13 protein-coding genes and 3 pseudogenes are annotated in these 12,084 nt (G+C 29.6%); 7 read left to right on the forward strand and 9 right to left on the reverse strand.

The window, feature by feature from the left end; translation table 11 throughout:
* Positions 1-106 precede the first annotated feature (106 nt).
* From lepB to NKR74_RS12500, 6 genes are all read right to left on the reverse strand, one after another.
* Positions 107-640 (reverse strand): signal peptidase I, encoded by a 534-nt coding sequence (lepB, locus tag NKR74_RS12475; RefSeq protein WP_253629752.1) that lies wholly within the window; start codon positions 638-640, stop codon positions 107-109.
* 67 nt (positions 641-707) lie between these two features.
* Positions 708-1,307 carry a hypothetical protein gene (locus tag NKR74_RS12480; RefSeq protein ID WP_253629753.1) on the reverse strand — a complete coding sequence of 200 codons (600 nt, stop codon included), beginning with the start codon at positions 1,305-1,307 and terminating at the stop codon, positions 708-710.
* On the reverse strand, positions 1,304-1,966 hold the full coding sequence (locus NKR74_RS12485; RefSeq protein ID WP_253629754.1) for an ATP-binding cassette domain-containing protein: 663 nt from the start codon (positions 1,964-1,966) through the stop codon (positions 1,304-1,306). Before NKR74_RS12485 ends, NKR74_RS12480 begins: the two co-directional genes overlap by 4 nt.
* Positions 1,963-2,712, reverse strand: a complete 750-nt coding sequence (locus NKR74_RS12490; protein ID WP_253629755.1) for a hypothetical protein — start codon at positions 2,710-2,712, stop codon at positions 1,963-1,965. Before NKR74_RS12490 ends, NKR74_RS12485 begins: the two co-directional genes overlap by 4 nt.
* 626 nt (positions 2,713-3,338) lie before the next feature.
* Entirely contained in the window at positions 3,339-4,163 is an 825-nt protein-coding gene (locus NKR74_RS12495; protein WP_253629756.1) for a hypothetical protein, read from the reverse strand.
* 146 nt (positions 4,164-4,309) lie between these two features.
* Positions 4,310-4,714 carry a hypothetical protein gene (locus NKR74_RS12500; protein WP_253629757.1) on the reverse strand — a complete coding sequence of 135 codons (405 nt, stop codon included), beginning with the start codon at positions 4,712-4,714 and terminating at the stop codon, positions 4,310-4,312.
* A 512-nt stretch (positions 4,715-5,226) separates the two neighbouring features.
* Here NKR74_RS12500 and NKR74_RS12505 point away from each other — a divergent pair.
* Complete coding sequence (locus NKR74_RS12505; protein WP_253629758.1) at positions 5,227-5,754, forward strand: NAD(P)H-dependent oxidoreductase; 528 nt, start codon at positions 5,227-5,229, stop codon at positions 5,752-5,754.
* Positions 5,755-5,827: 73 nt separating this feature from the next.
* Here NKR74_RS12505 and NKR74_RS12510 read toward each other — a convergent pair whose 3' ends face one another.
* Positions 5,828-6,187 carry a winged helix-turn-helix transcriptional regulator gene (locus NKR74_RS12510; protein WP_253629759.1) on the reverse strand — a complete coding sequence of 120 codons (360 nt, stop codon included), beginning with the start codon at positions 6,185-6,187 and terminating at the stop codon, positions 5,828-5,830.
* 159 nt (positions 6,188-6,346) lie between these two features.
* Positions 6,347-6,460 (reverse strand): annotated as a pseudogene (locus tag NKR74_RS12515) (DUF3967 domain-containing protein); the annotation flags it as partial.
* Between the two features lie 487 nt (positions 6,461-6,947).
* Here NKR74_RS12515 and NKR74_RS12520 point away from each other — a divergent pair.
* Entirely contained in the window at positions 6,948-7,574 is a 627-nt protein-coding gene (locus NKR74_RS12520) for a LysE family translocator (protein WP_253629760.1), read from the forward strand.
* Between the two features lie 24 nt (positions 7,575-7,598).
* Positions 7,599-7,727: pseudogene (locus NKR74_RS24140) on the forward strand (GNAT family N-acetyltransferase); the annotation flags it as partial.
* A gap of 114 nt (positions 7,728-7,841) precedes the next feature.
* On the opposite strand, the gene NKR74_RS12525 reads toward NKR74_RS24140, so the two are convergent.
* On the reverse strand, positions 7,842-8,549 hold the full coding sequence (locus tag NKR74_RS12525; protein WP_253629761.1) for an IS6 family transposase: 708 nt from the start codon (positions 8,547-8,549) through the stop codon (positions 7,842-7,844).
* Positions 8,550-8,903: 354 nt separating this feature from the next.
* Between NKR74_RS12525 and NKR74_RS12530 the strand changes: the two are divergent.
* From NKR74_RS12530 to NKR74_RS12545, 4 genes and pseudogenes are all read left to right on the forward strand, one after another.
* A pseudogene (locus tag NKR74_RS12530) lies at positions 8,904-9,579 on the forward strand (IS6 family transposase).
* Positions 9,580-9,799: 220 nt separating this feature from the next.
* Positions 9,800-10,597 carry a cyclase family protein gene (locus tag NKR74_RS12535; RefSeq protein WP_154713218.1) on the forward strand — a complete coding sequence of 266 codons (798 nt, stop codon included), beginning with the start codon at positions 9,800-9,802 and terminating at the stop codon, positions 10,595-10,597.
* Positions 10,584-10,895: a DUF4030 domain-containing protein gene (locus NKR74_RS12540; RefSeq protein ID WP_253629762.1), complete on the forward strand. Its 312-nt coding sequence runs from the start codon at positions 10,584-10,586 to the stop codon at positions 10,893-10,895. The genes NKR74_RS12535 and NKR74_RS12540 overlap by 14 nt, the downstream gene beginning before the upstream one ends.
* A gap of 141 nt (positions 10,896-11,036) precedes the next feature.
* Positions 11,037-11,588, forward strand: a complete 552-nt coding sequence (locus NKR74_RS12545; RefSeq protein WP_253629763.1) for a GNAT family N-acetyltransferase — start codon at positions 11,037-11,039, stop codon at positions 11,586-11,588.
* Positions 11,589-12,084: the final 496 nt, after the last annotated feature.

Raw genomic sequence — 12,084 nt, forward strand, 5'->3', positions numbered from 1 at the left:
ACCTTTGCTAATTAGGGTAGCATCAGGATTTTGTGGATTTACAACGTTAAGATAGAAATCCTTTTTAACGCTATAAACAGCTTAAATCAAACAGTCTTAATTTTCATTATTCAATAAATTTTATTCTATTAAAAGGATAATATACAAATTCAGCTTTACCTACTATATCAGATTCATCTATATAACCTAAACCATTCCGACTATCTTTACTATTTAGACGATTATCTCCCATTACAAATACCTTATTAACCGGAATTTTTTGTTCAGCATAATTTAATTGTTTATATTGCTCTAATACATCTTGATTCAAATAAGCTTCTTTTTGTTCTACACCATTTATATACAGTTTACCTTCTGTGATTTTCACTACATCACCAGCTAATCCAATTACTCTTTTCACCAAATACATCTGATCTTCTGTTTTTTTAATAACAACAATATCACCATGTTTTATAGAAGAAAAATTTATTATAACTTTATTAACAAATAACCTATCTTTATTTTGCAAAGTTGGTTCCATAGATTCCCCATCTACTTTAAATGGCATAAAGATAAAGGTTCTAACTGTAAATATAACAATGAAAACTACTAATATAATTAGAACCCATTTTATCTCCTGTTTTCCCTTAAATTGTTTCATATACATCCCTCAAACTTCGTATTATTCTCTTATTACAAATATTATAATAAGAAATATAAAATCTATTTTAATCAGCTTCAGGTTTATTTTTATTTATATTTATATTAATTCCTGTTGGACTACCTTTCTTCTCTCCATTATTAAAAACACCTACTATACTCAACCAAACCTGATCATTATAATTAAAATATTTATAATCTGTATTCTTAATATCAGCAGAGTTTGTTAAATCTTCTTTTAATATAGATAATAGTTTTTCTTCATCATAATTAATATCTAAACTTTCGAATAAATCTTTAAAAAATCTTAATACTATTTTCTTCTCTTCCTCATTTTTGTAAAAGTTTCGATTATTTACAGTTACTTCCACACTAGAAACTTTTTCCGACTCGGAAAGGAAAACAGCTTGAATTATATTTTTATCTGAAATAACATTATAACTACCTTCTTTTTCAAATGTTTTTTTAATCCCTTCTTTATTTTTAATAGAAGTAAATAACTTTTCTGAAGAAATATTAAAAGTTTTCCTGTTTTTCATATATTCATCTTCTTGTTGTGTATGTTTATTGCTCTCATTAGTTTGAGAATTATCCTTATTACTTTCATTAGAGCATGATGAAAGTAATAAAATAACTATTATTAATAAAAATAAATATGTGTTTTTCACTTATTAGCCATCCTTTCTTCATTAATAACTTTTCCACTTTCAAGTTCAAAAACAACATCACATAACAAACTTATATCATTTTCATTATGACTAGTCAGAAGGATAGTTTTAACTTTTTTTAACTCTAAAAGAAGTTGTTGTATCTCCATAACTCCTTTCTTATCTAAACCGTTAAAAGGCTCGTCTAAAATAAGAATAGACTGATTTTCCATAATTGCTTGGGCTATTCTAAGTCTCTGTTTCATCCCCAAAGAATACTTTCCAACGTGTTTATTCATATGATCTTCTAAACCAACTAATTTTAAAGAATTTATTATTTGTTCTTTAGAAATTATCTTTTTTATTTTAGACAATAAAAATAAATTTTCATAACCTGTTAATTTAGGTAAAAATTCAGGTGCTTCAATTATAACTCCAGCATCTTCAATAAAATCTATATCTTTACCTATTACTTTATTATTAACTTTCACTAGACCTGATGTATAAGAAGTAAATCCACAAATCACTTTAAATAGCATACTTTTTCCAGAACCATTATATCCAATAAAACCATATGTCTTATTACTCTCTAATTTTAATGTAATATCATCTAAAATTAATTGTTTTTTTACTTTTTTTGATACATTTGATAGTGAAATAATATGAGACAATTCTATCATCCTTTCAATACATATAATTTATATATATATTTATAAATTAAGAAACAAAACACTAAAATAAAAATTTGTATAATAAAACTATCAATAAAACAAGAATTATAATCAAATAAAATGATATTTATACTTTTCAACTTTAAATCAAGATAAATAGTAAAAAGAGTTCCTCCTACTATCACTATAAATCCTATTAATTTTGAGTATAGAATATTTAAAATTAAACATATAAAACTCATATTACAGATATAAATTAACATTAAAATAATATGTAGTACTAATAACTTCAATATTTCATAATCAAATAAAATTGAGATATTTTCTATAAACTTAAAATAAAACACATATATAACTATAGAAACTCCCCATAACATTACATACCTTATAGCATTAAAAATAATAAGATAAGATTCAGAAATACAATAATCATACATTCTTCTCTTTCTATAGAAAGTAAAATAAGAGTACGTACTCGGTGTACTCATAAAAGAAAAAGTAGAAAATACAACTCCTAAAAACAAAACAATAAAAGGCCTTACAATACTAAACACATCCAAAATATAATAACTATCTAAATTTTTTATTTGAGTATTACCCCAAAATTTAACAAAATAACTCAATAAAATAGACTTATTACTATATATAGGATATTCCATTAAAGTCGTAAATTTAATATTTAAAAGCAGACTAGAAAATATTAATATTAAAAACACCATTTTTACTATCTTAAGAAATATGTTTTTGATTTCCATAATACAACCTTCTAACAAAGAATATAAATAAAAATATCAAACAGATATACAGAGAAAATATACTAATAACTATTAAAAAATCTTGAAAGGTATTAAGAGGCATTGCATGTAAAGATAAAGGCAAAAAAAGAAAATCATCACTTTCTTTTTTAAACAAAATAGAAAAAATACTTAACATAATAAAAAATAAAGCACTGATAAAAGAAGATACTCCTCCCCATATAATCCTAGGAATAATAACAACTAGATTAAGGAATATAAAACAAAGATTTATTAACATGAAAAATTTAATACTATATATTAGATCAATCTTGCCAAAATGTTGAATGTTTACAATATTTATTACACAAACAAAAACAAACGTATACAGAATATTTAAAGGTACTAATTCTTTTAAAATTCCTAATACAGAATTACTTAAACTTTTATTTCTCACTAAGAACATACTATTTGCAAAAAACATTTGAAAATCATTAATAAAAAACAGATATAACAAGAAAAAGGGTATAAATGAATTCAAATTATCACTAATAAACATATTTGGTGATAATTGAGAACCATATGGAAATGTATAAATAATACAGTAATAAATATAAGACAACAAAAGAGCTTTTAAAAAGCTATATTTATACACCAAACTTATCACCTCGTTTAAAATGAAGAAAAATAAGTACTATTCCTATAAATAAAGGAATTAGTAAAGGAACGATTACTTGATATAAAGAAACATCACTATAAGAATTATATAAAATTCCTACCAATGGAGAAATTGATTCAAGATTAAATACCGCAGCAATATTTGACATCACCAAATAGTATATAATTGGAATTAATACAATAAAATAAACTTTTTCTGTCCATAATGCAATTGTACATGCAAAAAAACCATATATAGATCCAAAAATAAAATTAACTACAAAACAAATCACCACAAAATATACAATTGCATTATTAAAAGAAATATAAGAATTTATACTATTTAATAATCCAATTTGACTATTAATATAGTTTGAATTAAAACAAGCAACAAACAAATAAAACAATAAATATGGACCAGCAAAACACAAACCGGAAATAATTGAATATTGTAAAATAACACCTAATAAACTTCTCTTGTAATTTTTTATCCTTGTATAAGCATGAACAAAATACCCTTTACCTTCATTATAAAAACGAATAATAGGAAAAGTTGCAGGTAGCGTGAACAAAAATAAAGAATAATACATACTATCAAAAGTCATTAATTCCCAAGTCGATGACTTGAAAAGATAAGTTTCAGCTAAAAAAAATCGACTTTTACCTGCTAAATCTCCTTTACTATAATCGTATAAAAAAATAGATTCAAAAATACTACTTGATACAAAGAATGAAAAAAATACAATCAAAAGAAATGCTATAAAAGAACCAATACTATATTTGTTTATAAATCTATCTTTAATAATATTATTCACGATAACCTCCCAATTGGTGTAAAAAAATTACATTTAATCTATAAAACAGAAAACAGTCAAAATGATTAAATGAATTTATCTAATCATTTTGACTTAATTGAATAATCAATTACATAGATTCCTTTTATAAAAGAAACATTTTTTAATTAGTCTTGAGAATCAGGAGACCATGAACCTTTTACATAAATATCTCCACCACTATAGGTTCTTTTCATATTCAAATGATAATAATAACCAGCAGTTCCAGTATTATAGAATGAAGCTCTTGTACCTCTATCAAGAGTACCAGAACCTCTTGATTCATGATTTGAATTATGAAGTACAGTTTTCACATTAGCAGAACCAGAGCTATCTTCTAAGTTAACAACATATCTTCCAGCATTTTGACTTCCATTATAAATTTTATAACCATCACCAGGAACATCTTTTGTATACGAATAACTAATAGAAAAATCGATTGGATCGATATCTCTTAATGCCTTTGCATCTGTTGCAGTAAAAATTCCAATCCCCATTGTAGCTGCCAAAGCTGTTAACCCTAATTTTTTCAAGGTAATTCCTCCCTTTTTTTATAAATACATACAAATAATACATTATAAATTAAATTGTGTAAACATTTGGAATTAAAAAAATAAGATTTTTATCAATTTAGTGTAAAGTTGGAAAATTAATAAAATTAAGTTAATTACAATAAGGTCGCACCACATCGCTATCAATCATTTTTAAAGATCAAAATGAAAGTAAACTTTTGAATATTTGTTTACATTCAAAACACTGTAAATAAATAGTTTATAGCCCCTATAAAAAATTAAACATATTTACAAAATAAAAGACGCCTTTTAAGTCGTCTTTTATTTTGTATTACAATTTATATGGATTATTAATGATTTTCTTTTCTTTTTATATCTGTAATATTAACTGTTTTTTCTTTTCTTCAATCAACACAATCTTTTTATTACAGGTACTTACCTTTATGTAAGTACCTGTAATAAAAGTGCGTACTTACATATTTTCAAATTGGACTTTACAATAAAAATGAAATCAGCCTAAGGAGGAAGCAACATTGAAAACTCTTGTTATCATAACACACCCAAGTTTAGAAACATCTGTTGTTAATAAGCGATGGATAGAAGAATTAAAAAAATATCCAGAAAAATATACTGTGCACGAATTGTATAAGGTTTATCCTGATGAGAACATAGATGTGGAAAAAGAACAAAAATTGGTTGAAACTCACGGTAACCTTGTTTTCCAATTTCCTGTATATTGGTTCAACTGTCCTCCTCTCTTAAAAAAGTGGCTAGATGATGTTTTCCTTTATGGATGGGCTTATGGTTCAAAAGGAGATAAATTAAAAAATCGTAAAGTTGCTTTAGGTGTATCTGCCGGGATCAAAAATGTGGATTATAGTGAAGCTGGAAGATACCATTATACACTTGAACAAGTGTTGCGTCCGTTTGAGGCGACAGCCATCTATTGTAAAGCGGATTATCGTTCATTCTTTGCATTTTATGGAGCAGAATTTGGGCCATCTGTAAGTGAAATAGAAAAAAGTACTCAAGATTATTTAAATTTCATTGATAATATGTAATAGGTAAATTTTATAAAAATTAAAATAAGAAGTACCTTCTAAACCAAGAAGGTACTTTCTTTTTACACTATGCCTATTTTGTTACATCTTCTAGAGCTTGAAAACTATTTTTCTCTCCCCACTCGCACATCATATCTAACAATGGAATAAGTGAACAACCACGTTCAGATAATGAATATTCAACTTTTGGAGGTATTTGGGGAAATTCTTCGCGTATAATAAGACCATCTTCCTCAAGATCTTTTAACATAACACTTAGTGTTTTAAAAGAAATAGTCCCAATACATCGCTTCAACTCATTGAACCTCATAACCTTATTTTCAGATAACCAATACAAAATAATTATTTTATATTTACCACCTATTAAGGATAACGTATATCCAAAACCAGTGTTTTTTAGTCCTACGCCAGTCGGAACACAGGTTTCTCTCACAATCCCCACTCTCCTTCTGATAAAAATATCCTATCAATATGAATACTTTATAGTAAACTACTATAAAATCTTATCACAAGAATATAAAGTAACACGTTTATATTTTCTTTAATGTTTTTAATATCCCATATTATTTCATTCTCATGCAAAGAATCTAATTTATTTACCAAATAGACGACCCCAAAGTGATTTCTTCTGTTCTGAAGCTGCTATTAGCCGCTTACTATCTTGTATTTCTCTTAATACTTGCATTAATTGAATATCTCTTTGTTGGGGTATAGCCGAGATACGTGTAAAAATAGGTCATAGACTTACTTTTATTTCTAATTATGTTTGGAATCAGATATTATATTTTCATAAAATTACTTAGTCTTAGAAGATATTCAAAGAAAATGTATGCATAGCTTTGCTGTGTGTTTTATCAATGTAGTTTTTGGATAATGTTTGGTCAAGTTGATACTAATATCCTCGATAAACGAAAGAAAATTAAGAGTGTTCCAAGAAAAAGTGATTAAAAAACGCTCTTAATTTATTTAATTGAGTTATACTCTTATAAAAAAAATTGATTATTTCTGTAATTGATATTCCATTAAAACGCTCATTTACAGAAGAACATTATTCAAGTGAAGCCCCCTAAAATTCAATTACAGCACCTTGAAAGTTTATGATACTATCCTGATCACACTTTTTATATTTAATGTTTTAAGGAAAAAAGCTATACTATAAGAGAAACTAAAAATCAGAAAGGGAATACTAGAACATGGAAAATTATTTGTTGTTTATCCTTACAGCACTCCTTATCATAATGATGCCTGGTCCCGGTTTTGCTTTAGTTACAAAAAACACTATCTCTCATGGCAGAAATGGTGGGATAAAGACCGTCTTAGGAACGGTATCTGGAATGATGATTCATACAATAATGGCTACACTAGGACTCTCTGCTATCCTAATGAAATTTGCTATGCTATTTACATTAATAAAATATGCTGGGGCATTTTATTTAATTTATTTAGCTGTAAAGTCAATTAAAAGTGCCTTTTCTAAAAAAGAAGATATGTCAGGTTCAGTGGAAATAAACTCTAGGGATATTGGAACGGTTAAAAGTTTTAGACAAGGATTTACCACGGCAATCTTAAACCCAAAAACTGCTGTATTTTTCCTTAGTTTTCTACCCCAATTTATTGTGAGTAATCAAAATCATTTCTTCCAATTTCTTTTGTTAGGACTCACATTTACGACTTTGACAGCAATATGGTATTTACTTTATATCTCTCTAATACGTCAATTAAGAACTTTTTTAAGAAAAGAAAAAGTGAACCGTACAATAGAGGGTATTACTGGCACAGTATTATTAGTATTTGGAGTTAGGCTATTTTTCCAAAAATAAATATGTAATAGAGGGATTTAAAAACTTTGGGTTTTTCCAATAAATGAATCAATAGAAAAAGTATATAAAAAGTATGGCTTTCAAACAGTAAAAAAGTTAACAAACGGACATGCGCTTTTAAATGGGAAACGTATTAGAGAAGTTCAAGAATAATTCGTATTGAACTATCGGGTGCGTTTGTGGAATAAGCTTCAATAAAATAACCGGTTCTGGTGCAAAAATAGCTTACTAGGAATATAGAACAACAATATCCTGTTACCTTTAAGATTAGGCAGCTAATCCAAACAATTTATGAATCAGTTCAACCTCATTTTGGGCAGAGTTCACCCTTTGGTGAAGTTGCCTTTTTTTGATCATATGCATAGCTTCGATGCCTCTCAAAATCAAGGTAGCTGTACGAAATGATTTCAATCCTAACATGGAACGAACTCTCTTCTTTATAAAACGGTGATCCTGTTCCACTATATTGTTGAGATATTTACTTTGCCTTATCTGTATGCCTTCGGGCATACGTTTCTCTTCTTTTAATTTTTGAATCGCCACTGGATAAGCCGGATTCTTATCCACCGTAATGACGCGAGGTTGGGATACATGAGAAGAAGCTAAGGCTTTTTTGAAAAAGCGCTTAGCTGATTTCGCATCTCTAATTTTGCTTAGGTAAAAATCAATCGTATTCCCTTCAGAATCTACTGCACGATATAGATACATCCATTGCCCTTTGACCTTTATGTATGTTTCATCCACCCTCCAGGAGTCATTGGTTCTCCTTACATGTCGACGAATACGTTTATCAAGTTCTGGTCCGTATTGATGAACCCAGCGCATAATCGTAGTATGTGCTACACATATTCCACGCTCTTCCATCATCCCTACGAGATCACGAAAACTAAGACTGTACCGTAGGTACCAGCGTACTACATGTAAGATCACTTCGGGTTCGTAATGTTTCCACTTGAATTCTGTTGGCTTTTTCATACAGATATACATCCTTTTTAGATTGATAGTATCAGTATGTACAGGACTTAGAGATTAATTGCAATTGTCTCGGAGTTTTTGCACCAGAACCGATGATACAACTAAAGTCACAATCAGAAGACGAATCAGATACTGTACCCATCTCCACTTTTCCCTTTTACGCTTCATACATACACTCCTCTTTTTTTAAATATGACAATTAATTAACCAGAACATTCAATAAATGTCGCGTGATTCCTCCTAATATATACACCGTTCAACAAATTTTACAAAAAGAGAGGGATGAAATATCTACGAAGTATGTTAGTATCCTAACAAAAACCACGCTAAGCAGATTTGCTTAGCGTGGTTTTTATGACATTGTGTTGGCGGGACCCCACAGTGAGATGGTATCTTCGGTACAGCCTTAGTTTTCGTGATTTAGTGGAGATGATGGAGGAACGAGGTTTATCCATAGCTTACACAACAATTATGCGCTGGGTACACCAATATGGTCCTGAGTTGGACAAGAGAATTCGTGGTCATCTCAAGCAAATAGATGACTCCTGGAGAGTTGACGAAACATACATAAAAGTAAAAGGACAATGGATGTACCTATATCGTGCAGTAGACTCCGAAGGGAACACGATTGATTTTTACCTAAGCAAAACTAGAGATGCGAAATCAGCTAAGTGCTTTTTCAAGAAAGCCTTGGCTTCTTCCCATGTGTCCCAGCCTCGCGTCATTACAGTAGATAAGAATCCAGCCTATCCATTGGCAATTCAAGAATTAAAAGAAGAGAAACGTATGCCTGAAGGTATACAGATAAGGCAAAGTAAATATCTCAACAATATTGTGGAACAGGATCATCGTTTTATAAAGAAGAGAGTTCGTTCCATGTTAGGATTGAAATCTTTTCGTACAGCTACCTTGATTTTGAGAGGCATCGAAACTGTGCATATGATAAAAAAAAGGGCAACTTCACCAAAGGGCGAAATCTGCCCAAAATACGCTTGAACTTATTTATAAATTGTTTGGATTAGCTGCCTAATCTTTAAAATCAACAGGATATCGCTATTCTATATTTCTATTAAGCTATTTTTGCACCAGAACCGTAAATACCGATTAAAGAATACAGATGAAGGTAAAAAAACTATCAATCAAAAATGGTTAAAGTTGTAAAGAAGTTTTGCATATAATCAAAAATAGATTAAATTTCTAGTATAAGTTAGAGAGCTTATGAATTTTAAGGAACTAGGGGGAATGGAGTTATGATTGAAAGTTTTATACGAAATGGAAAAGGGAAAATAATTATCGATTTAAGCGATCGATTATCAAACGCTACTCGGGAATTTGAGCCAAATGCACATAAAATTATTTACAAAGATCATAAAGATTCAATTACAGTAACAGAAAAGTATTTAGGGCTTGATAAGTCTTATTGGCCAGATGAGGAAGGCTGGGCAGTAGAAGAAGTAACATTATCAACTCATTCCTACACCCATATTGATGCTCCTTATCATTATGGTTCTACATCTAATGGAAAACCTGCAAAAACAATTGAACAAATCCCCTTAAATTGGTGTTATGGAGATGGTGTTCTCATTAATATGACTTACAAGCAAGCTGGCGAAGGGATTAGTATTGATGATTTGCAACAAGAACTAAAAAGGATGAATTATTCAATCAAACCTTATGACATCATACTTATTTACACTGGAACTTCCAAGCATTTTCATCAGCCTGGTTATGAGTACTTGCATTCAGGACTAACTGCATCAGCAACAGAGTGGCTTATCGACCAAGGGGTAAAACTAATCGGGATAGATGCATGGGGTCTAGATCGTCCATTTAATGTAACAGCCAAAGAGGCAAAGGAAGGGAAGTCACAGTTTTGGGAAGCCCATTTAGTAGGCAGACGTAAAGAATATTGTCAAATTGAAAAGCTTTGTAACCTTGATAAAATTTCAAAACCATATGGTTTTACAGTATGTGCGTTTCCTATCAATATTGCTAATGCAAGTGCTGGGTGGAGCCGTGTAGTAGCTATTTTTGATGAAATTAATTAGACCTTATACAATTAATGTTAGTCAAAAGAATATGGACATTGTAAAAAAAGAGCATAGACGGGACAGAATTTACGGTGATATTTTTAATGAAGTGTTTATGAAAAGAGGATACAAAGATTTTACAATTCGACAGGCTAATGTATTGAACCAACCTATTACTATTGCTATAAATACTACTATAAATATATCTGATCCAGGAGCCAAAGAGTTTGGAAAGAAAATAGAAAAAGAGGTGGATGATTTACTTAATACCAAGAAAGTAAAAAAATGGGTCATTTTTGTTACGGTCATAGCATAAAAAATTCTATTTTATAAAAAGTAATAAAGTTAAAAGCTACAGTTATTCTATGCAACAATCGGGCCAGATTGTTGCATAATTGAATATGAAAGTTGTGCCGTTTTACCCGTATTGATATTCTTGTCTTAAAGAGGTGATTTTGTGAAAATTGAAACTAACCGGCTACTGATTAAAACTTTTGAAAAACATCATCTGAATGACGTTTATGAAATTTATAATGATGATTCAACATGTCAATATCTTTTGCATGATAAATGGACCCATGAAGATAAAGAAAGGGAATTTGATAAGAAATTAAATAATAATCAATTAACAAAGGAAAATGCTTTGAGCTTAGCGGTCTTAATGGACACTAAAGTAATTGGCGATCTATCTGTTTGGTACACAGATATGAAAGATACTGTTGAAATTGGTTATACATTTTCAAAATCTGTGTCTGGAAAAGGATATGCAACAGAGGCTGTTATTGCACTAATAAACTATTTATTTGAAGTTGTAAAAGTTCACCGTATTCAAGCGAATCTGGATGCACGAAATATAGCATCAGGAAAATTATGTAGAAGGATTGGGATGAGGAAAGAAGCCCACTTTATACAAGACTTTTGGAATAAAGATGAGTGGACCGATAGTATTGTATTCGGAATGCTAAAAACTGACTTTAATAAGTTCAACTCCGAAAGAAGGAACTATTAATCGGACAAACATCCTGCATGTAATTAATTCATTATCTTAAGATTTAAATCTAACTTTAATCGAGGAAGAGAGCATTGGCGAAGCCTTATGACAATCGTTTTCGGTGACAGCCTACTGAATTAAACGAATGATATTCACCAAACGGGCGTGATTGTGGAATAAAGCTTAGATTGTTAAAGCATACTTTATAAAAAAATTAACTGCCTTATATACCCCCATCTTAAACAGGATGGAGGTATACGTGTTTGAGGTAATAAAATTATAACTTATTTTAATCTTGACATTTCCTTATTGCGGGTGGTAACAGCTTCGCTGGTACTACCCCATCGCCATCAAGCTAAGTTTTTGAAGTAACCTCTAAGTGAAAGTTTTCTTTCGCTACAGTTAGTTATTTTGAGAATTCAGCTCATTTTTTCGCTTTTGGAATGTTTACTTTTCTTAAGTTGATGGGAATGTTGTGGAACCCTAAATAGAAATCATTTGGTAAATATTGTAT

It is taken from the genome of Bacillus sp. 3103sda1, from assembly GCF_024159135.1.
Lineage (GTDB): Bacteria > Bacillota > Bacilli > Bacillales > Bacillaceae_G > Bacillus_A > Bacillus_A rhizoplanae.

Coding starts and splice junctions, on each gene's coding strand:
- lepB (WP_253629752.1), bottom strand. CDS start 640: ATGAAACAATTTAAGGGAAAACAGGAGATAAAATGGGTTCTAATTATA.
- NKR74_RS12485 (WP_253629754.1), bottom strand. CDS start 1,966: ATGATAGAATTGTCTCATATTATTTCACTATCAAATGTATCAAAAAAA.
- NKR74_RS12490 (WP_253629755.1), bottom strand. CDS start 2,712: ATGGAAATCAAAAACATATTTCTTAAGATAGTAAAAATGGTGTTTTTA.
- NKR74_RS12520 (WP_253629760.1), top strand. CDS start 6,948: ATGGAAAATTATTTGTTGTTTATCCTTACAGCACTCCTTATCATAATG.
- NKR74_RS12525 (WP_253629761.1), bottom strand. CDS start 8,549: ATGAAAAAGCCAACAGAATTCAAGTGGAAACATTACGAACCCGAAGTG.
- NKR74_RS12535 (WP_154713218.1), top strand. CDS start 9,800: ATGATTGAAAGTTTTATACGAAATGGAAAAGGGAAAATAATTATCGAT.
- NKR74_RS12540 (WP_253629762.1), top strand. CDS start 10,584: ATGAAATTAATTAGACCTTATACAATTAATGTTAGTCAAAAGAATATG.